Below are 23475 nucleotides of genomic sequence, written 5' to 3'. Positions count from 1 at the left end.
CCTCCTCTCGTAAAGAGAGGTGATTAGATCCTCGGGTCAAGCCCGAGGATGACGTCCGGGGATAGGTTTGTGAGCAACCTTTGCGTTTCCATGAAATGCGGAAACGCTCTAGGGGTGTCGCATATGACTTTTCCGCATAGCCCCCCAATCTTCTCGCCCCGGAGGGGAGAGATGTCGCGACAGCGACAGTGAGGGGGGAGCATATCACCGCGAACGCCCTCACAGCTCTGGGAGGCTGCATCACCCTCACTGCCCCTTTCGGGGCATCTCTCCCGCAAGCGGGAGAGAGTATTGGGAGCAAGCTGCCACGCCTTATGCGATAGCCCTGCCCTTTGAGGGGAGAGATCGGGTGAGGAGAGACCTTTTACCCCTTGTCCTTCCCGCTGATTGCCTCGCGCACAACGCCGTAGCTTGCGCCCCAGGCGTCGGTCATGTCGCAGCGGATGTCCCAGAGTTCGGGGAAGAAGCGGTAGCGGGCGCCGGCCTGCAGCAGATCCACCGGACGGCCCTTCAGCGATTTCGAGCCGAGCCCGATCGAGCGGTGGATGAGGTAGACGTGGTTGGCGCGGAATTTCTGGAACAGCTCGTCGAATTCCACCAGCGCCTCGGCCACGACATAGCTGTCGCCGTGGTCGTATTTGCCGTCATAGACATCGGCCACGGTGAGACCCTTTGCGGTCAGGTAATGGGCCTTGAACATCTGCCAGAGATCGGGCGGCAGTCTCAGAAGCAGCTTGAAGCCCGGCGATTCCTGGCCCGAGCCATTGCCGAGCTGCAGCCGGATCTGCTGATACTCCTTGGGCGACATGGTCTCCAGCACGTCGAGCTGCGCCGTCATCAGTCGCATCAGCCGGTGGACCCGGCCCATCAGCGTCACAACCCGGTTGGTGTCCTGTTTCTCGATGTAATCCATCACATCGACCAGCGTGTAGGCGATCAGCTTCATCCAGAGCTCTTCGACTTGATGGACGATCTGGAACTGCAGCTCGTCGGCATTGGCCATTTCGGCGAGCGGCTTCTGACAGTCGAGCAGCTTCTCGACATTGAGATAGACGCCGTAATCGAGCATGACCGGATTTTCGATGCGATCGTGATAGGGCTGCTTGTCCATATGGGTTCCCGCAATGTTGCTTTTGATCAATGTTACCGGCTTTCCCGCAAACATTGTTTCAAAGCTTGCCCGGCATGGCGATTATTCGGTACGTTGTTCGCAATGAGGTTGAAAAGGCAGAACGAATGACCATCAGTGAAATCGATCGCAGGATCATCGGGCTTCTGGAGCGAGACGCCCGCATGTCATTTGCCGAGCTTGCGGAAACCGTCGGCCTTTCGAAGACGCCCTGCTGGAACAGGGTCAAGGCGCTCGAGGCGGAAGGGCTGATCAGGGGCTACCGCGCCGCGGTCGATCCGGCCGGCATGGGCTTCGGCATCGAGGCGCTGGTGCAGGTGTCGATAAGGCCGGAAATGTTCGAGCCGTTCGAACGGGAGGTGCGCGCCCATCCGCTGGTGCGCCGGGCGCATGCCACCACGGGCGAGGCCGATTACCTTCTCCACATCATGGCCGCAGACATGGCTGCCCTCGACCGATTGCTGCGCATGGAAATCAGCCAGCTTCCCGGCGTCACCCGCACGGTGACGGCGATGATCACGCGCGACATCAAGTCGGAGAATTCGCTCTCCGAAGCCCACCGTCACGCCGGTCTTTGAGATCGGTCAGTCCCTCAGCGCCGCGCCGAGACCGGCTGCGAGGCCGGATGCGAGCATCATTGCATCCGAGCCGATGATGTAGAAGCTGATGCCGGCCGTTTCCCATGCCGCGACATCGGAGCCGTCTGGACGGAAGATGCCGACCGCCTTGCCGGCGGCCCGCGCCGTGTCTGCAATCTGCCGGATCGCGGCATTGAGCTTTTCGGCATTGTCCGGCCCCATGGCATCAATGGCGACCGAGAGATCGCCGGGGCCGATGAAGATCACGTCGATGCCTTCGACGGCTGCGATCTCCTCGACATTGGCAAGACCCTCGGCGGTCTCGATCTGGATCGCGAGCACCACGGTCTCGTTGGCGGATTTCAGGGTCTCGGCGATGCGGTAGCCATAACCGGCTGCCCGTCCCGGTCCGACGCCGCGGCGGCCAACGGGGGGAAACCGCGTGGCGGCAACAGCGGCGCGGGCTTCGCCGGCGGTCGAGACGCGCGGCACCAGCACGCCGGCTGCGCCTGCATCGAGCGCGCTTGCAATTGCTTCCGGCTGATGGCCCGGCACCCGCACCATGGCAGGCACGCGGTGAAGGTCTGCGGCGCGGATCATGTCTTCCACCCGTTCGCGGCCGATCTGGGCGTGTTCGCAGTCGATGCAGAGAAACGCCGCTCCGCTTGTCGCCGCGATTTCCACGGCAACCGGATGCGGGATCGCCGAAAAGGTTCCGATCACGCGTTCAAACGAAATGCAGGTCTTGCGAAAGCCGCTCATGAATTCTCCTCCGGCATCAATGGTTGTCGCGGCCTTATGCCTCGTCGGCCGGCACCCGGTCCAGCCAGTCCGGATCGATTTCCGGCAGCGGGATCGCATCGAGCAGCGTGCGCGTATAGGCCGATTGCGGATTGTCGAAGACTTCGGCGCAGGGCCCGTGCTCGACGATCTTTCCGAACTGCATGACATAGACCCGGTCGCAGACCGCGCGGATGACGGAGAGATCATGGCTGATGAAGGCCATGGAAAGCCCCATCTCGGCGCTCAGTGCCTTCAGGAGGTTCAGCACCTGGGCCTGGGTGGAGACATCGAGGCCGGAGACGATCTCGTCTGCGAGCACGAAATCGGGCTTCAGCAGGGCCGCGCGGGCAATGCCGATGCGCTGGCGCTGGCCGCCAGAAAGCTCGTGAGGACTGCGGGCCAGCACCTCTTCCGGCAGCGATACGCGGGCAAGCATGGCCGCCGCCTGATCTCGCGCAGCCTTGCGGTCCTTTGCAAGCCCATGGAGCAGCAGCGGTTCGCCCAGAATCCGGCCGATCGAATGGCGCGGATTGAGCGAGGCCATCGGGTCCTGGAAGATCATCTGCATCCGCCGCCGCAACGGCCGCATGGCGGTATCGTCGAGCCGGGTGATATCCTGACCGTCGAAGCGGATTTCGCCATCCGCGACATCGATGAGGCGCAGCAGCGCGCGCCCGAGCGTGGTCTTGCCCGATCCGCTCTCGCCGACAATGCCGACGGTCTCGCCGCGCGCGATCGCGATATCGACGCCGTGCAGCACGGTGAGGCCGGGTATGTTGCCGAACAGCGATCTGCCGCCGCCATAGGTGACCTTGATGCCGGTCGCGGAAAGCAAGGGTTCGGTCATCGCGAAGCCTCCCCGATTTCTGCGCGCAACTGCGTGAAAATAGCCTCGGGCACGGGTTCAAGCCCCGCATCCGGCCGGTCGTAGCGGGGACCGGCGGCAATCAGCGCGCGGGTGTAGGCATGGGCGGGATCGGAAAGCACATCGGCGGTCCGGCCCTCCTCGATCACGCGCCCGGCATAGAGCAGGGTCACGCTGTCGCAGATCTGGGCGACGACGCCGAGATCGTGGGTCACGAACAGGACGGCGGTGCCGTGGGCCTTCTGCATCTGCCGGATCAGGCGGAGGATCTGTTTCTGCACGGTCACGTCGAGGGCGGTGGTCGGCTCGTCGGCGACCACCAGTTTCGGCCGCATCGCAAAGGCTGCGGCAATCAGCACGCGCTGGCGCATGCCGCCGGAAAGCTCGTGCGGGTAGGCGCGCATCACCCGCTCGGGATCGCGGATATAGACTTCCTCCAGCATGGAAAGCGCCACCTTGCGCGCCTCCTTCGCGCTCATGCCGCGCTTCAGCCGGAGCCCGTCGGTCAGCTGCGCCTCGATCCGCCGGCCGGGGTTCAGCGCCGTCTGCGGATCTTGCGGGATCAGGGTGATCTCGTTGCCCATGATCTCCTTCAGCGCCCGGCCCGGCAGCGACAGCAGGTCGCGGCCGTCGAAGCGGATGTGACCGCCGGTCACCTTGACGGTTGCCGGAAGCATGGCAAGCAGCGCCTTGGCGATGGTCGATTTGCCGGCGCCGCTTTCGCCCACCAGTCCGCGCACCTCGCCGGGCTCAAGGGTGAGCGCTACATCCGACAGAACCGGGCGGTTGCCGTCGCGCAGCGAAACGGCGCTGAGGCCGTCGATTGCTAGAAGGGTCATCGGCGCATCACCGGATCGAGCGCCCGGCGCAGGCCGTTGCCGAGCTGGTTGAAGGAAAGCACGGTGACGAGCAGCATGCAAAGCGGCGCCACCAGAACCCAGGGCGTGTGATGGATGGTCTGGCGGCCGGCCGCGATCATGCCGCCCCAGGTCGGGCTGTCGGAGGAGACCGACAGACCGACAAAGGACAGGATCGCCTCGACCACCACGGCAATGCCCATCTCAAGGCTCAAAAGTGCAACGAAGACCGGCAGGATGTTGGGGACGATTTCCTTGGTCAGGATCGCGAACCGCGAAAAACCGACCGTGCGCGCTGCGGTCACGTAATCCATGCCGCGCTGGGCGATGGTTTCGGCGCGCACCACCCGGCAGAAACGGGTCCAGTCGATGATCACGATCGCCGCGATCACGGAATGAAGGCCAGCGCCAAGCACCGCCACCAGCAGCACCGACAGCAGGACGGGCGGAAACGCCATCCAGATATCGACAAGGCGGGAGATCACCCGGTCGGTCCAGCCGCCATACCAGCCGGCCAGCAGGCCGAGCAGCGAACCGAGGATCGCTGCAAGCCCTGCGGCGATCACCGCAACGGTGAGTGCCGTGCGGGTGCCGTAGATCAGGCGCGACAGCACATCGCGGCCGAGATCGTCGGTGCCGAGATAATAGCCGGGTTCGGCGCCTGGCCACGTCACCGGTGGAATCTTCGACAGCATCAGGTCCTGTTCCAGCGGATTGTGGGGCGCAATCAGGGGCGCGAAGATCGCGATCAGGAACAAGAGAAGAATGATGCCGCCGCCCCAGAGCACGCGCTGCTCGCTCAAAAGGGCCGACAGCACCGGATGGCGCTTCTTGGGCGCAGCGCCTGCTGCAATGCTGGTGTCAGCCATGTCTGAGCCTCGGATTGAAGAAGTTGCCGGCAAGGTCTATCGCGATGTTGATCAGCACGAAGATCAGGCCGAACATCAGCACGATCCCCTGGATCAGCGGCAGGTCGCGGTTGATGACCGCGTCGATCGCCATGTTGCCGATGCCGGGATAGGAAAATATTCTCTCCACGATCACGGTGCCGCCGATCATGAAGGTGAACTGCACACCGGTCAGCGTCAGCGTCGGGCCGATGGCATTGCGGAGCGTCTCCTGCACGACGAGCCGGGTTTCCGACATGCCCTTCAGCCGCGCCAGCAGCACGTAATCCTGCAGCATCGCCTCGCTCAGGGCTTCCTTCAGCGTGCGGATGATGACGGCCGCAAGCGGAAGGCCCAGCGCCAGAACCGGCATCACCATATGGGAAAGCACATTGGCAAACAGCGAAAAGCGCAGTGTCACAAGGCTTTCGACCAGGTAGAAATTGGTGCTGAAATCGCCCGAAAGCTGAGGGTCGACGCGGCCCGAGGTCGGGAAGACCGGAAACGCGACGCCAAGCACCAGCACGAACAGCAGCGCCCAGACGAAATCCGGCACGGCGAGAAACAGCCCGTTCAAGACGTCAATGATCGATTCCAGAGCCGTGCGGCGGGCAAGCGTCGCGAGGATCGCGATCAGCCCGCCGCCGATGACGCCGAAGACGAGGGCGGCGAAGGCGAGCTCCAGCGTTGCCGGCAGGCGTTCCATCAACAGCGACAGCACCGGACGCTTCAGCGAGATCGAGGTGCCGAAGTCGCCGGTCAGCATTTCGCGGATCCAGACGCCGAACTGGACGGGAATGCTGGAGTCGAGCCCGTATTTGACCTTGAGCGCCAGAATGTCGTCGGCGGATGCGCCCGGCGAAATCATCATCGCGATCGGATCGCCGGGGACGACCCTCAAGAGACAGAAGACGATCACCGCGACGCCGAACAGCGTCACGGCCGCCATCACGGCCCGGTTGAAAATTCCGGTGACAGACATGAATACTCCGCCGCATTTCTTCAAGTTTAAAGGAGGAGAGCGGTGCTCTGCTCCAGCCTTGTTCTAAAGCTCTCTCCCCCTCTCCGCGTCACCCTCGGGCTTGACCCGAGGGTCCAGGCAGCGCTTTCCGTGTGGCCTGGATGCTCGGGTCAAGCCCGAGCATGACTCATGAGAAGGTGGCGTCTCTTGAGACACAGGGACAGGCGGCACCATGCCTGCAGCCTGTGCCTAAAAGCTTACTTCGGCGCAACCAGCGTCGGCTCGAGCGCGCCGGAAACGTTCGGCGTCACCGTCAGCGTGTCCTTGAACACGATCGGCTGGACATACTGGAGGAGCGGAATCACATAACCCTGTTCGGCAATGTACTTGCTGACCGCCTTCCAGCCTTCGATCCGCTTTTCCTCATCCATTTCGCCCCAGAGCGGGCCGATCATGCCGTCGAGGTCGTCGGTGTTCCAGACCGAGTGCGGCGACGGGCCGAACATGGCAAAGCCGGTGGAGGTGGTCGGGTCGCCGATGGCATTGCCCCAGTTGTAGAAGGCGGCAGGGGCCAGTTCGTCGGCCGCGCGCAGTTCGTAATGCTTGGCGATCTCGTAGACCTCGATATTCGCATCGATGCCGACCTTGCGCCACATGCCGACGATCGCCTGGATCATCTCGTAATCCTTGGGCTTCAGCCCGCGCGTGGTCTGGATCGTGAACTTCACCGGATTGTCGACCGAGTAACCGGACTCTGCCAGAAGCTTGACCGCGAGTTCGGGATCGTAGGGCACCTTGATGTCGGGATCGAAGGCGGAATATTCCGGCGCTTCCAGCGTGTCGAGCGGCACGCCATAGCCGGACAGAAGCCGGTCTATGATCGCCTGCTTGTTGATCGCGTAATTGGCGGCAAGACGGACATTCTTGTCGTTCATCACGTCGATATTGTTGAGGAAGATCATGCCGATGTCGGAAACCGGCTCGGCCACGCCGGAAAGGCCGGGCTTGGCGATCAGGCGGTCATATTCCTCGTAGGGGATTTCGAGCGTGACGTCGGAGGAGCCGGATTCGATTTCGGCAACGCGGCTCGTCGTGTCCGGAACGAATTTGAAGATTACGGTGTCGAAGGCGGGCTTGTCGCCATAATAGCCGGGATAGGCCTTGAGCTTGAGGAAGGCGTTGCCCTCATATTCCTCGACCATATAGGGGCCGGAGCCGATCGGGGCCTTTTCGAAGCCTTCCGCGCCGACCTTTTCGTAATAGGCCTTCGGCATGACATAGCCGGTGAGGAACGCCATCCACATGAACAGCGTCGGCTCGAAGCGGAGCACGTCGGCGGTGACCTTGTTGCCCTCGATCGCAAAATTGCCGATCGTCGACCAGACGAACTGGATCGGGTTGCCGGTTTCGGGGTTGGCGGCGCGCTCGAGCGACCAGACCACGTCTTCGGGGGTGACCGGCGATCCGTCATGCCAGGTCGCGCCCTCGCGGACCTCCATCCAGACCTTGGTCTTGTCCTCGTTCCAGCCCCAGTCGGTCAGGATGCCGGGCTCAAAGGAGAGATCCGGCTTCTGGCCGACATACTGGCTGAAGATCGAGCGGTAGATCGCCTGGATCGTCGGGTTGACGGCAGAGGCGCCGACGGTCGGATCGAAGGAGGGAAGGTTTACATTGAAAGCAATGGTAAGCGTGTCGGTTTCCGCGGCGAGGACCTGCAAGCGGCCAGCGAGGAGACCTGAAACGAAAGCGGCTGCGCCAAGGCCAAGTGTTTGGCGACGGGTAAAGGTCGTCATGATGATGCTCCAGTTGTTCCCGAGCCCGCAGAAATGGTTGTCCACGGGGTCATGCTTGTTGTTTGTGCCAAGTCTAAGAGCAAAACGGGCGGTCCGGCAAGGCAAATATTTGAGGTTTAAAATTTTGAGCGCCATTTGAGCATATTCTGATGCATAAATATGCAATTGCATGACTTCGGGCGGGGCCGAACCCGGAGATGACGCGGATTCCTCCAAAAATTCGCTATTTTTGTTGACATTTCGAGATTCCCAAAAATATGCTAATGCATGTTAATTCAAAAATCCGGTCTACGGAAAAGGGGATGTCGAGATGGCTGAGCGCTCTTTTGCTCGCGAAGTCGAGGATCTGAAACTGGGCGAGGGGGATACCTTTCGCGGCGAAGGTATCCTTGCCATCACCAAGGCGCTGCTGCAGTCCGGCGTGTCCTATGTCGGCGGATATCAGGGGTCTCCGATCTCGCACCTGATGGATGTGCTGGCCGACGCCAAGGATGTGATGGCCGATCTCGGCGTTCACTTCGAATCCTCCGCCTCCGAAGCCGCCGCCGCCGCCATGCTGTCGGCCTCGGTGATGTATCCCGTGCGCGGCGCGGTAACCTGGAAATCCACCGCCGGCACCAATGTCGCCTCCGACGCGCTCTCCAACCTTTCCTCGGGCGGCGTCACCGGCGGCGCGCTCGTCATCATCGGCGAGGATTTCGGCGAGGGCTCCTCGATCATGCAGGAGCGCAGCCATGCCTTTGCGATGAAATCGCAGATGTGGCTGTTGACGCCGCGGCCGAACCTGCCCTCGATCGTCGATGCGGTGGAAAAGGGGTTCGAGCTCTCCGAAGCCTCCAACACTCCTGTCATGCTGCAGGTCGGTATCCGCTCCTGCCATGTTCACGGCCATTTCGAAGCCAAGGACAACAAGCGCCCGGCCTTCACCCTGCGCGAGGCGCTGGAACACCCGAAACGCGACGTTTCCCGCATCGTGTTGCCGCCTGCAAGCTTCGTGCACGAGAAGGAAAAGCTCGAGAAGCGCTGGCCTGCGGCGATTTCCTTCGTGAAGGAAAACCGTCTCAACGAATTCTTCGGCCCGGAGGAGGGCGATGTCGGCATCATCATGCAGGGCGGGCTCTACAACAGCACGATGCGCGCGCTGCAGCAGCTCGGCCTTGCCGATGTCTACGGCAATTCCCGGGTGCCGATCTACTGCATGAATGTCGCCTATCCGATGATCGACGACGAGGTGATCGCCTTTGCCGCCGGAAAGAAGGCGGTGATCATGCTGGAAGAGGGCGCGCCGGAATATATCGAGCAGGCGCTGCACACGCTGATGCGCCGCCGCGATCTCAATACCAAGGTTTCCGGCAAGGACATCCTGCCGCTCGGCGGAGAATATACCACGCCGGTGCTGGTCAACGGGCTGACAGCCTTCTTCGAGGCGAATGCGCCGCAGATCCTCGGCAACCGCCCGCCGGTGCCGGACGCGGGCCCCGTCCTTTCAAACGCCAAGGTGAAGGCGCTGGCAGAGGTGGTGCCGCCGCGCCCCGCAGGCTTTTGCACCGGCTGTCCGGAGCGGCCGATCTTTGCGGCGATGAAGCTCGTCGAGAAGGAACTCGGCGAGCATCACGTCTCCGCCGATATCGGCTGTCACCTGTTTTCGATCCTGCCGCCCTTCAATATCGGCGGCACCACGATGGGTTATGGGCTCGGCCCGGCATCCGCCTCGGCCTTCAACGTCGATGCCGACAAGCGTTCGATCTCGGTCATGGGCGATGGCGGCTTCTGGCACAACGGGCTTGCCACTTCCGTCGGCAATGCGGTCTTCAACAAGCAGGATGGCGTCATTCTGGTGGTCGACAATTACTATTCGGCGGCCACCGGCGGTCAGGACATTCTCTCGTCGCGCGCCGACAATGCCCGGCGCAAGACCAACAATTCGATCGTGGATGCGGTCAAGGGCGTCGGCGCCAAATGGGTGCGCCAGATCGACCGCACCTATGACGTTGCCAAGATGCGCGACACGCTGCGCGAGGCGCTGACGACCGAGGAAAAGGGGCCGAAGATCATCGTCGCCTCCTCGGAATGCATGTTGAACAAGCAGCGCCGGGTGAAGCCGCAATTTGCGAAGGCGGTCAAGGACGGCAAGCGCATGGTCAAGGAGCGTTTCGGCGTCGATGAGGATGTCTGCACCGGCGATCACGCCTGCATCCGCCTGTCGGGCTGTCCGTCGCTCTCGGTCAAGCACACCGACGATCCGCTGAAGGATGACCCGGTGGCGGCAATCGACAATTCCTGCGTCGGCTGCGGCAATTGCGGCGAGGTGTCGGAGGCGGCGGTGCTCTGTCCGTCCTTCTACCGCGCCGACGTGATCCACAATCCGACCGGATGGGACCGCTTCGTGCACCGCGTCCGCACCGCCGTGATCGGCTTCCTGCAGCGCCGCCAGGCGCGGCGCATCGCATTCGCGGAGTAAGGGCCATGATGATGACCGATAGCCGGGCGCTTTCCGCCGACAAGCCGTTTTCGATCGCGATCCTCGCCATGGGTGGACAGGGCGGCGGGGTTCTCGCCGACTGGATCGTCAATCTCGCCGAAAGCCAGGGCTGGGTGGCGCAGACAACCTCTGTGCCGGGCGTTGCCCAGCGCACCGGCGCCACGATCTATTATCTCGAGATGATCCGCGCGCGCGATGGCGAAACGCCGATCCTGTCGCTGATGCCGACCCCCGGCGATGTGGATGTGGTGATTGCGGCCGAACTGATGGAGGCCGGCCGTTCCGTGATGCGGGGGCTCGTGACGCCGGACAAGACGCTTCTGGTCGCCTCCACCCACCGCTCCTTCGCCGTCGGCGAAAAGGAAAAGCCGGGCGATGGCATCGGCAATCCCGAAACCGTGGTCGACGCCACCGATTTCGCCGCCCGCAAGACGATCGCCTTCGACATGGATACGCTTGCGGTGAAGAATGGCAGCGTGATTTCGTCGGCCATGTTCGGCGCGTTCGCGGCCTCGAAGGCCCTGCCGTTTCCAAAGGAAGCCTATCACGAGACGATCAAGGCCGGCGGGCGCGGCGTCGCGGCGAGCCTCAAGGCGTTCGATGCCGCCTATGCCCGTGCGCTCCAGGGCGGAAACGACAAGGTCTCGGCAACGCCCGTCAAGCGGCTGGATACCCTTCCCGCCTCTGCCGGCCATCCGGTGCTCGACAGGCTGGTGAACCGGATCCGCAGCGAATTTCCGGATGTCGCCCATGCCATGCTGTTTGCCGGCGTGAAGAAGCTCACCGATTTTCAGGATCCGGCCTATGCCGACGAATATCTGACGCGGATGGCAGCGCTTCTTTCCGCCGACCGGGAAAATGGCGGTGCGGAGAAGGGCTTTGCCTTCACCGTCGAGGCCGCCAAATATGTCGCGGTCGCCATGGCCTATGACGACGTCGTCCGGGTTGCCGATCTCAAGGTGCGCGGAACCCGTTTCAAGCGCGTCGAAAACGAGGTGGGCGTGAAGGAAGACCAGATCCTCTACATGACCGAATACATGCATCCGCGCATGGAGGAAGTCTGCGGCACGCTGCCGAAGGGGCTGGGGCTCTATATCGAAAACTGCCCGAAGCTGTTTGCATGGCTCGACCGGCGTATCAACAAGGGCCGCCGGGTCAAGACCGCGACGCTGTTCTGGTTCTCCTCGCTCTATCTCCTTGCCGCCATGCGGCGCACCCGTCGCGGCAGCCTGCGGCATTTCCGCGAGGCGGAGCATCGCGAGGCATGGCTCGAGACGGCGCTCGCCGTGCTGCCCCGCAATTACGATCTCGCCTGCGAGACGATCGCGACACGCCGTCTCGTCAAGGGCTACTCCGACACCCATGCCCGCGGCCTGTCGAAATTCGATCGCGTCATGTCCGCGATCCCGATGCTGGAAACCCGCGAGGATGGCGCCGCCTGGCTCAAGCGCCTGCGCCAGGCCGCCCTGCTCGACGAAAGCGGCATCGCGCTCGACGGCGCGCTGAAGACGGTGGCGACGCTTTAGGCGACGGGCTGCGGACATGTCGGGTTAGGGGAGCCGCTCCGCACTTTCCGCGTCGTCCTCGGGCCTGACCCGAGGATCGAGGAAGCGATCTCCGTGTGGCCTGGATGCTCGGGTCGAGCCCGAGCATGACCCGATCGAAGGCCGGGCGAGACTATAGAGGAGCGATTGGAGACGGGGGCTGATGCGGACAGCCACCAAGCCTGGTGCCCTGTCTGGAACTGCGCTGCCGCTCAGTTTTGGGACAGCCGCTCCACACTGTCCGCGTCATCCTCGGGCTTGACCCGAGGATCCAGGAAGCGTTTTCCGTGTGGCCTGGATGCTCGGGTCGAGCCCGAGCATGACACGATCGAAGGTCGGGCGAGATCATAGAGGAGCGGTTGGAGGCGGGGGCTTGAGCGAACGGCCAGCAAGCTTGGTGCCCAGCGCCACCCTGCACTGCTCTAGATCTCGTTCACCCGCACATTGCGCAGCATCTTCTGCAGTGTGGTCACGAAGGCGCGGTGTTCGTCCTCGTCGATGCCCTCGAACATCTGCAGCAGGAAGGCGTACATGGTGGGCCAGGCCGCCTCGAAGGCGGTGCGGCCTTCTTCGGTGATCGAGACGTCGCGCACCCGCATGTCCTCATTGCGCGACTGGCGGCGGATATAGCCCTGTTCCTCGAGCGAATCGAGCGTACGGCTCATGGTCGACTGCTCGATCACGGCAAAGACGGCAAGCTCGTTGATGGTTGCCGACGGCGTGACCGAGAGCACGGCAAGCGTGCGCACCTTGGCGGTGTTCATGCCGAGATGCTTGAGCTCTTCCGCCAGATTGGCATTGTAGCGCGCCATCACCCGGTTCATCAGATAGGGCGCAAAGGCGTTCAGGCCGATTTCGCCAAGGCTGCGGACGATCTCGCCTGCGGCCCCGTCATCATTGAGAACCGAGCCTGAAAAACGCTCACCCATCGATCCACTCCATTACGTCAGCGAGGAAGCCAGAAGATAGCCCGAGCCGCCACCGAGGCCCGGACCCGGATGGGTCGATGCGCCGATGTGATAGAGGCCGGGAATGTGGGTCTTGTGGTTAGACGTAGTCTTGAACGGGCGCCAGAGGAAAAACTGGTCGAGCCCGCAGAAACCGCCATAGGGATCGCCCCCCACGAGGTTCATGTTCATGGCTTCGAGATCGGCCGGCGACGCGGCATGGCGCGCAATCACGATGTCGTCGAAATTCTCGATCCGCTCGGCAAGCATGGCATGGATGCGGTCGGCAAAGGCCTCGCGCAGCGCCTCGGTCCAGCGGCCGTCGGCGGGGCAATCGAGGAGGCCCGCAGCATCGCCCTTGATATGGCGCGGCGTATCGGGAAGCTGCAGCCACAGGATTGCGCCGCCCTCCGGCGCCCGGGTCGGATCAAGCGCGGTCGGCTGGCCGACGCAGACCGTGGGTTCTGCCGGGAGCATGCCGCGCTCGGCCTCGTTGGAAGAGCGCGAGACCGCATCGAGACCATCGGTGAGGTGTATCAGGGCGACATTGGCAAGCTCCGCGCCTGCCTTCCATTTCGGCGGCGCCTTCAGCGCATAGTGAATCTGCATGTTGCCCTTGCCATAGCGATAGGATTTCAGTCCTTTCGCAACGTCATCGGGCGCAGGCTTTCCGGCCAGCAGGCGGTTGTAGAGCTGGTTCGGGGTGACCGAGGCAATGACGCCGGACTTGGCGACAAGGGACGTGCCATCGGCAAGGCGCACGCCGGTGGCCTTGCCGGCATTGTCGAGGGTGATGCTCTCGACATCCGCACCGGTCCGGATCTCGCCGCCCTGGTCGCGGATCAGCTTTTCAAAGCCAAGCGTGAGGTTGCGCGCGCCGCCCTTGACGATCGGGCAGCCGGCAAGCTCGATCGCAAAGCCGATCACCTTCAGCATCTGGGCCGAATAGCTTGCCTCCGGCGAAAGTCCGCAATGCAGCACCCAGGGCGCCCAGAGCGCTTTTGCCTCTTCCGAGGTGTAGGTCGTTTCCAGATAGCCGCGCGCCGGCGTCAGCGCCTCGCCGAACCAGGCGGCGAGCCCGCGCGGGCCGCGCTTCCACACCTGCTTCATCATCGTCTTCATGGTCGCGCCGGACCAGAGGTTGCCGCCGAGCAGGGAGAACACGAAGTCCGCATCGCCTCCCATCGCGCCCATTTCGGCATCGAAGACGGCGCCATCGCCATCGGCCTTTTCGGCAAATGCGGCGATGTTGCGCTTGCGGTCTGTGGAGAAGATCAGATGGCTGCCATCACGCCTCAACACGCCGGTCGGCGTATCGGTGTGGCAGAATTCGACGCCGCGCGCTGCAAGGTCGCCGCCGAGCGCCGCAAAGGCGGGCGAGGTGAGGAACAGCACCATGGTGGTCGCCATCACATCGTGCAGGTAGCCCGGCGCGGTGATCTCGGCCGTCTTCAGGCAGCCGCCGGTCGTGTCATTGCGTTCCAGCACCAGCACGCGCTTTCCGGCCTTGCCGAGAAGGGACGCCGCAACCAGCGCATTGATGCCGCTGCCGATGATGATGTGATCGTAATTCGCCACGCTGAGCCCTCGCTGCCTAAAGGAACGGCGTGGCAGTGGTCTGCCGCGCCGGAATGATCGTCAGGCGATCAGCGCCAGGGCGCGCACCGGAGAGCCGGTGCCCTTGACGAACTTCAGCGGCGCCGCGATCAGGATCGCGCCCTTGGCCGGAAGCTGGTCGAGGTTGGAGAGGCTCGCAAGACCATATTTGTTGTGCTTGTGCATCAGGTTGTGCGCCGGGAAGGGCGGCTCCATGCCGCCGGCGGAGCCGGCATCGGTGCCGATGGTTTCCTGGCCCCAGCCGATAATGCCCTTGGAGATCAGGTATTCGATCGCCTCCGCCGTCGGGCCGGGGGAATGCGGGCCGTTTTCGTCGGCATTCAGGAAGGTTTCGCTCGAGCCGTTGCGCTTGTACCAGTCGGTGCGCATCACAACCCAGCTTCCGGCCTCGATCTCGCCGTGCTCGGCTTCCCATTCCTTGATGCTGTCGACGGTCAGCAGGTAATCGTGATCGGCTTCGGCTTCCTTTGACCGGTCGATGACGTTGACCGGTGCGACGAAATTCTGCGGCTTGATGGTGTCCGTGGTGTTGTCCGGATTGTCCTTGCCGGTGATCCAGTGCGACGGTGCGTCGAAATGGGTGCCGGTATGCTCGCCGAGCTCGATCCAGTTCCAGGCCCAGAACGGCCCGTTCTCGTCATACTCGGAAATCTTGTGCACCTTTACGTTCGGTGTGTTCTGACCGAACTCCGGCGGCAGATAAAGGACCGGCGTCTCGGGCCCGAGCGGCGCGGTGATGTCGACGACCTTGACGCTGCCCGAAAGCAGAGCGGCGCCGAGACTTCCAAGCACGGATGTATCACTCATGATATTCTTCCCCTTTGTCGCCCGGACCGGTGCCGGCGCATCTGGCGGTCTTGTTCAACCGGTCTTGTTGCGGGCGTTGAATGAGAGCCTATGAAAGAAAATATGATAATGCAAGGATCATGGCGCCGCCATCTGCGTTGATCGCAGCCGGTTGCCAATCTTGGCCAAAGGCGCGCAACCGAAAATTTTCAGCACAGAAAGACTATTTCGCTTGCAGGGATTGCAGGTTCCCCGAAAAAAATGCTCTTTTGAACAAAACGCATTTTCTATGCATATAGGTATATCGGGGAACGGCGATGACGGAAAAGACGGAATATGATGCGGTGATCATCGGTGCCGGCCATAACGGGCTGGCAGCTGCCGTGCATCTTGCCAGCAAAGGCTGGTCGGTCTGCGTGGTCGAGGCGGCTGAAGAGCCGGGCGGCGCTGTGAAAACGCAGGAGCTGACCGAGCCGGGCTTCCGCCACGATTTCGGCGCCATGAACCTGTCGATGTTCGCGGGCTCCGCCTTTTTCGCCGCTCATCGCGATCCGTTGACCGCAGCAGGGCTCGAACTGGTGCCGGCGCCGCATTGCTTTGCCAGCGTCTTCCGCGATGGCACCGCGCTTGGCGTCGGGCCCGACCTTGCCGAGACAAGGGCCGCCATCGCCGAACTGTCGCCGGAGGACGCGGCGCGCTGGGAACAGATGCTTACCGATTTCTCGCGCGATGCGCCGCATATTTTCGCGCTTCTCGGCGCGCCGATGCCGTCGTTTCAAACCGCTAAGGCGGTGTGGAAGGCCTGGCGGGCGCTCGGAACCGAGGGGCTTTACCGGCTGTCGCGGCTGCTGGTCGCCACCCCGCGCGCGTTCCTGGACCGGCATTTCGACAGCGAGAAGCTGAAGGTGATGATGGCGACCTGGGGTCTGCATCTGGATTTTGCTCCCGACGTCGCTGGCGGTGCGCTCTTCCCCTATCTGGAATCGATGGCGAACCAGGCTTTCGGCATGGTCATCGGCAAGGGCGGCGCCGACACCATCATCCGCGCCATGACAAAGGTGGTGCGGGAGCATGATGGCGATATCGTGCTGGGCGAACGCGTGGCGCGTGTCGTGCGCGACAGCGCCGGCAAGGCGACCGGCGTGACGCTTGCCTCCGGCCGGACGATTGCCGCGAAGAAGGCTGTGATCGCCAATGTCCATCCGAAATTGCTGTTTACCGATCTGGTGCCCGATGCAGCGTCCGATTTTTCCGAAAAGGTCTCACGCTTCCGCGCCGGACCCGGCACGATGATGATCCATCTCGCAATGGACGATCTGCCGGACTGGTCCGCGGGCAGCCATCTGAAGGACTATGCCTATATCCATATCGCGCCCGACATGCAGATGATGTCAAAGCTCTATGCCGAGGCGATGGACGGTCTGCTGCCGGCTGAACCCGCGCTCGTCGTCGGCCAGCCGTCTGCGGTCGATCCTTCGCGTGCGCCGGATGGCAAGCATGTTCTGTGGATACAGGTCAGGGTACTGCCGGCGGACGTCATCGGCGATGCGGCAGGCACGATCGAGGGCACCGACTGGGAAACAGTCAAGCATGCCTATGCCGAGCGCGTGCTCGATCTCATCGAGACCTATGCGCCGGGAACCCGGGCAAGGATCAGGTCAAGCGCGGTCTTTTCCCCGCGGGATCTGGAGCGAGAAAACCCCAATCTCATCGGCGGTGACAGCCTGTCGGGCTCGCATCACCTCGACCAGAACTTCCTGTTCCGCCCGGTTGCGGGCTATTCCCGCTATAAGACGCCGGTTCCCGGACTTTACATGTGCGGAGCAGCCACCTGGCCGGGGGCTGGCACGGGCGCCGGTTCCGGTTTCATGCTGGCAAAAATGCTCGCGGGCTGAAGGTTTGCTTTCCGGGCTTGCGGTCTATTCGGCCTCGCGGGCCCGGATTGCAAAGATGTCGAGCGGCTTGCCGCCGCCGGTCAGATCCGATGACAGCATCAGCCGTGTCGGCACCACGCCGCGCGCGGGGTCCAGCCGGATGACGAGGCTGTCGCGGTGGGCATTGGTGGTGAAGCGGTGGCGCTGGCAACCGTCGATCGTGCCATCGGCGCAATAGATGCCGACCTCCTGCCCGGCGCCATCCGGAGAGACCGCGCTGATCTCGATCAGAACCGGACCGCTTTCCAGCATGCCGCGCACGGCAACCGGAAGCGCGATCGCGACAGCGCCTACGTCTCCGACTGCATTGGAGGCAATCTCCACGGCGGGCGCATTGGCGAACGTGACGTCCTGAAGGGTCGCCTGAGCGCCCGGTGTCATCACATTGGCCGTGCCGGGCTGGAAGATCTGGGTCCAGCCGGACGCGCCTTCGAAATCCTCTGCCTCGATGCGCGGGCTCGGGTTTGGCACGGACGTATCCAGGTTCTCGGGGTTGATCGCGAAGTTGGAGTTGAGCACCCAGGCGCCGGCGAGAAGGACGAAGCCGATCAGGATCACGGTTATCACCGCTGCGGTCAGCGTGCGCCGGCGGCGGACTGGCTTTTTCTCCGCCCGCGCAGCCTGTTTTGCAGCCTTGCGTTCCTTGCGGGTGGGGCGGCGCCTTTTCGGGTCGGACCTGACGCTGCCTGTAAACGGCGTCCGGTCCTCGCCGGAAAGCGCGATGTCGCCCACCGGAGCGAGGGCTGCGCTGTCGATATGGCCGCTTTCCACGCGCGGCGCCATGGTGAAGCCGGCCTCGGTGAAATCGACATTCTCGGCCTCTTCGGAGGCAATCACGGGGCTTTCGGGATAGGCAAAGCGCGCATCCGGTTCAGCGTCGAAGGAGGGCTCGGCGGAAAAGCTCTCGCCGGGTGAGATCGCCCCGATCTCGTCATCGAGGGAGGGCGCCTCGGACGTGCGGGCATCCGGGGTGCGGCCGACCGCAAATGGGTCGTCGAACATCGGCCGCGCCTGTGCTGCCTCGCGGGCCTTGCGGGCGGCAGCCGCCTCTTCCTGCTCGATTGCGGTTATGATGTCGTCGAGCCTGCGGCGCTGGCGCGCAACGGCGCCCGGCTCCCGGATATTCTGGTTGGCGAGGCCCTTTTCGAGCGCCTGACGAGCGGATTGATAGACCCTTGCGCGTTGATTGGCGTCATGCCGGTCCGTATTTTCCAGCGCTGTCCTGATGGCTGATTCAAGTCCGCTCACAGTGTCTTCCCGTCCGTTGAAGATGGTATCATCGCTTTTGACAGTGTTTCCGTCGCCCGATCAAGGCAAAATACCGTCACGTGCCTGCTTCAACGCAGAAGCGCTTCGAACCGTTGCAAAATGCGCCGAAAAATGCGTCTTTGCGGTTCACGATCTTTGCGCCGCGCATGGACGCAGACAAACCGGGGAAGGGTCTTGTCCCAAACATTCCGCCTTGACGACCTGATGCAGATGGCGCGCGAAGAGGGCCGGATTGTGGCGGAGGATGCCGCAAGGCGCCTTGGCGTCACGGTTCAGACCATCCGCCGCGATCTGCTGACGCTTGCCGAGAAGGGCAAGCTTACCCGTGTCCATGGCGGCGCGGTGTTGCCATCGGGCACCGCCAATATCGGCTATGACGACCGCCGGGCGCTGAATGCCGCCGGCAAGGCCGCGATTGCGGAGGCAGCGGCCAGCCGGATTCCGGAAAATGCCGCGATCTTCATGAATATCGGCACCACGGTGGAGGCGGTCGCCGAACGGCTGCTCGGCCACAAGAACCTTGTCGTCGTCACCAACAATATCAATGTCGCCAATATTCTGGTCGCCAATCCCGGCTGCGAGATCGTGGTCGCCGGCGGCCAGCTCAGGCGCGCCGATGGCGGACTGGTCGGCCCGCTTGCCAACCGCATCGTCGAGCAGTTCAAGTTCGATCTTGCCGTGATCGGCTGTTCTGCGATCGATGGCGATGGCGATCTTCTCGATTTCGACATGATGGAGGTGGGCGTCAGCCAGACGGCGATCAGGCGCGCACGCCGGACATTTCTTGTCGCCGACCATTCGAAATTCCTGCGCACGGCGCCGGCCCGCATTGCCGGGCTTTCCGATATCGGTGCCTTCTTTACCGACCGCCCGCTTTCGCCAGAGCTTCAGCAGAACTGCAGCGGATGGGGAACCGAGCTGGTGATCGCGGGCGAGGGGCCTTCCGGGGCCTGACCTCACGCGAACGCCGCGCAGATTTGACTGGCGACCGGCGGGCCTCTTTACGGCGGTTGTGGCGGCACGCATAGTGTGCAAGGCGACGCGGTTGCGCCGTCCGGCGCTGCCGCCCTGACGGGAAGCCTGCAGCGCCTGTATTTCAGGCGGTATGGAACATTTTGCCACTGCTCGGCTTTTTGTTGGGACAGTGAATTTTTCCGGATTTTCCAAAGGGGTCGCGACCGCCATGGCGGGCGCCGGATCGGAGCTTTGTTTCTATGACGACGTTGAAGGGCATGACCTGGAGCCACCCGCGCGGCTATGATCCGCTGGTTGCCTGCGCCGAGAAATGGCAGGAAGAAAAAGGGGTCGAGATCCGGTGGGAAAAGCCCGTTCCCGAAGACCTCGAAAACATGACTGCGCTCGACATCGCCCACGAATATGATCTGATCGTGATCGATCACCCGCATCTCGGCCAGATCACGGCGGAAAACTGCATCGTGCCTCTCGATATGGAAGAGCGGCAAGAAGAGCGTACAGCCTTGCAGCAGGGCTCGATCGGCGATGCGTTCCAGGCGTTTCATTTCAAGGGGCATCAATGGGCGCTGCCGATCGATGTCGATGCGCAGATGCTCGCCTACCGTCCCGATCGCGCGCCGAGCTTGCCCAGCAACTGGGATGAACTTCTCGAGCTTGCCGAAGAGGGCCATGTGTTGATGCCGCTGAAGCCTCCCTACAATCTCCTGACCTTCTTCACGCTCGCCGCCAATGCCGGCACGCCCTGCCGCAATGACGGCCCCGGCGAACTGATCGACGAGGACGACGGCATCGCCGCCTATGAACGCTTGCTGGCGCTCGCCCGGTTCGTGCCCGAAGACAATCTGGTGATGGATCCTGTCGCCGTGCTGGAGGCGCTTGCAGCGCCAGATGTCGAGGCCAGCATTGCGCCTTATGTGCCGGGCTACGCGCTTTACGCACAGGACGGTTTCAGCCACAACCGCCTCAGCTTCACCGATATCCCGGGGCTTGGCGAGCGCGGTCCTGCAGGCTCGGCGCTCGGCGGGACCGGCATCGCGGTGTCGGCCTTCAGCGAGAACCGGGATGCTGCGATCGATCACGCATTCTGGCTTGCCAGCGGCAAGGTTCAGTCGACGATCTATGCAGAGGCCGGCGGTCAGCCTGCCCATGCCGACGCCTGGAAAAGCGCCGAGGTCAACAGCGTGGTCAACGGCTTCTACCGCAATACGGCCAACACGCTTGCCCATGCCTACATGCGCCCGCGCCACGACGGCTATATGCGTTTCCAGCTGCAGGCATCCGATGTGCTGAGTGAGGCCCTGCGCACAGATGCTCCGGCCATTGCGGTGATCGGCAGGCTCAACAAGCTGTTCGCCGACAGTTTCTAGGCGCGCAGACCGGGCCCGCGACGTCTTCCGGAGCGCTTGGGACCAGCTCGCGGCTCGGTCCAAAACCCGCGTCGGCCTTTTTTGATTTACGTACATCATTCGACGCGCTATAAGGGGACAAAACAAGGTCCCGCAAGTGGACCGCCGGGGGAAAGAGCCAGGCAGGGGAGAGATGCGCCCGACAGTCCACGATATAGCCTTGAAGGCAGGCGTCAGCCTCGCCACCGTCGACCGTGTCATGAACGACCGTCCCGGTGTGCGCGAAAAGACCCGGGCCAAGGTCGAGGAGGCCATCCAGCAGCTGGGCTATGTCCGCGATGTTGCTGCCGCCAATCTCGCCAAGGGCCGGACCTATGCCTTCACCTTTATCCTGCCACGCAACGACAACGCGTTCATGGCCGAGCTGCGCGCAGCCGTCGAGCAGGCGGGCGAACGCGGCCGCATTGAACGCACGGCCATCAAGATCGTCGATGTGCCGGCCTTTGACGGAGAAGCGCTGGCAAGGGCCCTGCACAAGGCGGGCGAGGAATGCCCTGCCGGCATTGCGATGGTGGCAATCGACAGCGATCCGGTGCGCAAGGCCGTCGGCGCGTTGAAGAAAAAGGGCATACCGGTCGTCACGCTGGTTTCCGATCTGGAAGACAGCGGCCGCGACCATTATGCCGGTGTCGACAACCAGGCGGCGGGGCGCACGGCGGCAACCTTGCTTGGCCGGTTCATCGGCGCGCGCAAGGGCCGCATCGCCATCCTGGTCGGTTCGCTCTCGGTACGCGACCACCAGAACCGCCTCTCCGGCTTTTCCGAGGAGATGGCGGCCGATTTTCCCCATCTTGCGCTCAAATCCCCTTTGGAAGGCCGCGACGATTCGGCGATTGCCGAACGTCTGGTCGACGCGGCGCTGGCCGCCGATCCCGATATCATCGGCATCTACAGCCTCGGCGCCGGCAATCGCGGCCTGATCGCGGCGCTGGAAAAGGCGCGCGCCAATGGCCGCGAAATCGTCACGATCGGGCACGAGCTTTCCGAGCATTCGCGCGCAGCACTCGAAAACGGCCTGTTTGACGCCGTGCTGAACCAGGATGCCGGTCACGAGGTCAGAAGCGCGGTGCGCGTGCTGAAGGCCGAGGCCGATGGCCTGCCCGTGATTGCCGCGCAGGAACGCATCCGCATCGATATCTTTATCAAGAACAATCTGCCGTAGCCGGCGGGAAAGGCAAATGACCATGTATCTCGGGCTCGACCTCGGAACCTCCAGCCTGAAGGCGATGCTGATCGATGGCGATCAGACCGTGATTGCCAGCGCCGATGCGCCGCTTTCGGTCGCACGGCCGCATCACGGCTGGTCGGAACAGAACCCCGCCGACTGGATCGATGCCTGCCGGATCGCCGTCGGCAGGCTCGCCGAGCGCCATCCCGGCGAACTGGCAGCCGTGAAGGGCATCGGCCTGTCCGGCCACATGCACGGCGCGACGATCCTCGACAAGGCTGGCGAGGTGCTCCGGCCCTGCATTCTCTGGAACGACACCCGTTCGCATGTGGAAGCGGCGGCGCTCGACGGCGATCCGCGGTTCCGCGCGATCACCGGCAATATCGTGTTTCCGGGCTTCACCGCCCCCAAGCTCGTCTGGGTCAGGAAAAACGAGCCGGAGATCTTTGCGAAGATCGGCAAGGTGCTGCTGCCGAAGGATTATCTGCGCTACTGGCTGACCGGCGAATACATCTCCGAAATGTCGGATTCGGCCGGCACCTCCTGGCTTGATACCGAAAAGCGCGACTGGTCCGACGAGCTGCTGGCGGCAACCGAGCTTTCCCGCGCCGAAATGCCGGCGCTGGTCGAGGGCTCTGAAGCCGGCGGTACGCTGAAATCCGCGCTTGCCGCCGAATGGGGCATGACCGGTCCCGTCGTGGTGGCGGGCGGTGCCGGCGACAATGCCGCGTCCGCCTGCGGCATGGGCACGGTTGCCGATGGCGCGGCCTTCGTTTCGCTGGGCACCTCCGGCGTGCTGTTTGCGGCGAACGACCGCTACCGCCCGAAGCCGGAATCGGCCGTCCACGCCTTCTGCCATGCGCTTCCCGGCACCTGGCACCAGATGGGCGTGATCCTGTCGGCGACCGACACGCTGAACTGGTATGCCCGGATCACCGACAAGAGCCCGGCAGACCTTTCGACCGAAGTCGGCGATACGCTGCAGGCCCCGGGCGATGTGACCTTCCTGCCTTATCTGTCCGGCGAGCGCACGCCGCACAACGATGCGGAAATCCGCGGCGCCTTCATCGGCCTCGCCCATGAAAGCGACCGGCCGGCCATGACCCGCGCGGTGATGGAAGGCGTCGCCTTCGCGCTGCGCGACAATCTCGAGGCGCTGCGCTCGGCCGGCACCGAACTCACCCGCATCACCGCGATCGGCGGCGGCTCGCGCTCGCGGTACTGGCTGAAGACGGTGGCGACCGCGCTGAACCTGCCGATCGACATCCCCGCCGACGGCGATTTCGGCGCGGCCTTCGGCGCCGCCCGCCTCGGCATGCTGGCGGCAGCCGGCGGCGATCCGCTTGCCGTCTGCACCCCGCCGAAGACTGCGGAGACGGTCGAGCCCGAAGCCGCCCACACCGCTGCCTTCGAGGATGGCTACCAGCGTTTTCGCGCGCTCTACCCGGCGATCAAGGGCGTCCGCAAGGGCTGAAGCGCTGCCGATGAAATTCA

Annotated in this window: 19 protein-coding genes; 8 read left to right on the top strand and 11 right to left on the bottom strand. The window is 63.4% G+C overall.

The annotated features are described in order from the left end of the window. Window positions 1-364 precede the first annotated feature (364 nt). Window positions 365-1141, bottom strand: coding sequence for a tryptophan 2,3-dioxygenase family protein (locus HPQ62_RS18440; protein ID WP_244629770.1), 777 nt, complete (start codon window positions 1139-1141; stop codon window positions 365-367). A 95-nt stretch (window positions 1142-1236) separates the two neighbouring features. Here HPQ62_RS18440 and HPQ62_RS18435 point away from each other — a divergent pair, with 95 nt between their 5' ends. Then, window positions 1237-1707 (top strand): Lrp/AsnC family transcriptional regulator, encoded by a 471-nt coding sequence (locus tag HPQ62_RS18435; protein WP_174804061.1) that lies wholly within the window; start codon window positions 1237-1239, stop codon window positions 1705-1707. A gap of 6 nt (window positions 1708-1713) precedes the next feature. Here the strand turns inward: HPQ62_RS18435 and HPQ62_RS18430 are convergent, their stop codons facing one another. The 6 genes from HPQ62_RS18430 to HPQ62_RS18405 all read right to left on the bottom strand — a co-directional run bounded on the left by HPQ62_RS18430 (window position 1714) and on the right by HPQ62_RS18405 (window position 7853). Beyond that, window positions 1714-2469: an HpcH/HpaI aldolase family protein gene (locus tag HPQ62_RS18430; RefSeq protein ID WP_174804060.1), complete on the bottom strand. Its 756-nt coding sequence runs from the start codon at window positions 2467-2469 to the stop codon at window positions 1714-1716. Between the two features lie 34 nt (window positions 2470-2503). After that, complete coding sequence (locus HPQ62_RS18425; protein ID WP_174804059.1) at window positions 2504-3337, bottom strand: ATP-binding cassette domain-containing protein; 834 nt, start codon at window positions 3335-3337, stop codon at window positions 2504-2506. Then, on the bottom strand, window positions 3334-4194 hold the full coding sequence (locus HPQ62_RS18420; RefSeq protein ID WP_174804058.1) for an ABC transporter ATP-binding protein: 861 nt from the start codon (window positions 4192-4194) through the stop codon (window positions 3334-3336). The genes HPQ62_RS18425 and HPQ62_RS18420 overlap by 4 nt, the downstream gene beginning before the upstream one ends. Next, window positions 4191-5081 (bottom strand): ABC transporter permease, encoded by an 891-nt coding sequence (locus tag HPQ62_RS18415; RefSeq protein ID WP_174804057.1) that lies wholly within the window; start codon window positions 5079-5081, stop codon window positions 4191-4193. Before HPQ62_RS18415 ends, HPQ62_RS18420 begins: the two co-directional genes overlap by 4 nt. Next, window positions 5074-6081 (bottom strand): ABC transporter permease, encoded by a 1008-nt coding sequence (locus HPQ62_RS18410; RefSeq protein WP_174804056.1) that lies wholly within the window; start codon window positions 6079-6081, stop codon window positions 5074-5076. Before HPQ62_RS18410 ends, HPQ62_RS18415 begins: the two co-directional genes overlap by 8 nt. A 236-nt stretch (window positions 6082-6317) precedes the next feature. After that, the gene (locus tag HPQ62_RS18405; protein WP_174804055.1) at window positions 6318-7853 is read right to left on the bottom strand and encodes an ABC transporter substrate-binding protein; all 1536 of its coding nucleotides are present in this window, start codon (window positions 7851-7853) and stop codon (window positions 6318-6320) included. A 310-nt stretch (window positions 7854-8163) separates the two neighbouring features. On the opposite strand from HPQ62_RS18405, the gene HPQ62_RS18400 reads away from it, so the two are divergent. Further along, the gene (locus HPQ62_RS18400) at window positions 8164-10314 is read left to right on the top strand and encodes a ferredoxin family protein (RefSeq protein ID WP_174804054.1); all 2151 of its coding nucleotides are present in this window, start codon (window positions 8164-8166) and stop codon (window positions 10312-10314) included. A 5-nt stretch (window positions 10315-10319) separates the two neighbouring features. After that, complete coding sequence (locus tag HPQ62_RS18395; RefSeq protein WP_174804053.1) at window positions 10320-11861, top strand: indolepyruvate oxidoreductase subunit beta family protein; 1542 nt, start codon at window positions 10320-10322, stop codon at window positions 11859-11861. Between the two features lie 440 nt (window positions 11862-12301). Here HPQ62_RS18395 and HPQ62_RS18390 read toward each other — a convergent pair whose 3' ends face one another. Genes HPQ62_RS18390 through HPQ62_RS18380 form a run of 3 tightly spaced genes read right to left on the bottom strand, consistent with a single transcriptional unit; the run spans window position 12302 to window position 15250 of the window. After that, window positions 12302-12808 (bottom strand): MarR family winged helix-turn-helix transcriptional regulator, encoded by a 507-nt coding sequence (locus HPQ62_RS18390; protein WP_174804052.1) that lies wholly within the window; start codon window positions 12806-12808, stop codon window positions 12302-12304. Between the two features lie 12 nt (window positions 12809-12820). Continuing rightward, window positions 12821-14404 (bottom strand): NAD(P)-binding protein, encoded by a 1584-nt coding sequence (locus HPQ62_RS18385; protein ID WP_174804051.1) that lies wholly within the window; start codon window positions 14402-14404, stop codon window positions 12821-12823. A 60-nt stretch (window positions 14405-14464) separates the two neighbouring features. Then, on the bottom strand, window positions 14465-15250 hold the full coding sequence (locus HPQ62_RS18380) for a cyclase family protein (RefSeq protein WP_174804050.1): 786 nt from the start codon (window positions 15248-15250) through the stop codon (window positions 14465-14467). A gap of 296 nt (window positions 15251-15546) precedes the next feature. Between HPQ62_RS18380 and HPQ62_RS18375 the strand changes: the two genes are divergently transcribed. Then, window positions 15547-17124 carry a phytoene desaturase family protein gene (locus tag HPQ62_RS18375; RefSeq protein WP_174804049.1) on the top strand — a complete coding sequence of 526 codons (1578 nt, stop codon included), beginning with the start codon at window positions 15547-15549 and terminating at the stop codon, window positions 17122-17124. Between the two features lie 24 nt (window positions 17125-17148). Here HPQ62_RS18375 and HPQ62_RS18370 read toward each other — a convergent pair whose 3' ends face one another. Then, window positions 17149-18411, bottom strand: coding sequence for a hypothetical protein (locus HPQ62_RS18370; protein WP_174804048.1), 1263 nt, complete (start codon window positions 18409-18411; stop codon window positions 17149-17151). 225 nt (window positions 18412-18636) lie between these two features. Here HPQ62_RS18370 and HPQ62_RS18365 point away from each other — a divergent pair, with 225 nt between their 5' ends. The 4 genes from HPQ62_RS18365 (at window position 18637) to xylB (ending at window position 23455) form a co-directional block, all read left to right on the top strand. Then, on the top strand, window positions 18637-19386 hold the full coding sequence (locus HPQ62_RS18365) for a DeoR/GlpR family DNA-binding transcription regulator (protein ID WP_425312652.1): 750 nt from the start codon (window positions 18637-18639) through the stop codon (window positions 19384-19386). Between the two features lie 260 nt (window positions 19387-19646). Continuing rightward, window positions 19647-20774, top strand: coding sequence for an extracellular solute-binding protein (locus HPQ62_RS18360; protein WP_174804046.1), 1128 nt, complete (start codon window positions 19647-19649; stop codon window positions 20772-20774). 172 nt (window positions 20775-20946) lie between these two features. Next, a complete protein-coding gene (locus HPQ62_RS18355; RefSeq protein ID WP_174804045.1) occupies window positions 20947-21975 on the top strand; it encodes a LacI family DNA-binding transcriptional regulator in 1029 nt (342 codons plus the stop codon). A gap of 22 nt (window positions 21976-21997) precedes the next feature. Next, complete coding sequence (gene xylB, locus HPQ62_RS18350; RefSeq protein WP_174804164.1) at window positions 21998-23455, top strand: xylulokinase; 1458 nt, start codon at window positions 21998-22000, stop codon at window positions 23453-23455. The last annotated feature ends 20 nt before the right edge of the window (window positions 23456-23475 follow it).

It is taken from the genome of Martelella limonii, assembly GCF_013344475.1.
In the GTDB taxonomy this organism is placed as follows: Bacteria; Pseudomonadota; Alphaproteobacteria; order Rhizobiales; family Rhizobiaceae; genus Martelella; species Martelella limonii.
This window is presented reverse-complemented; position numbering and strand designations above follow the sequence as displayed.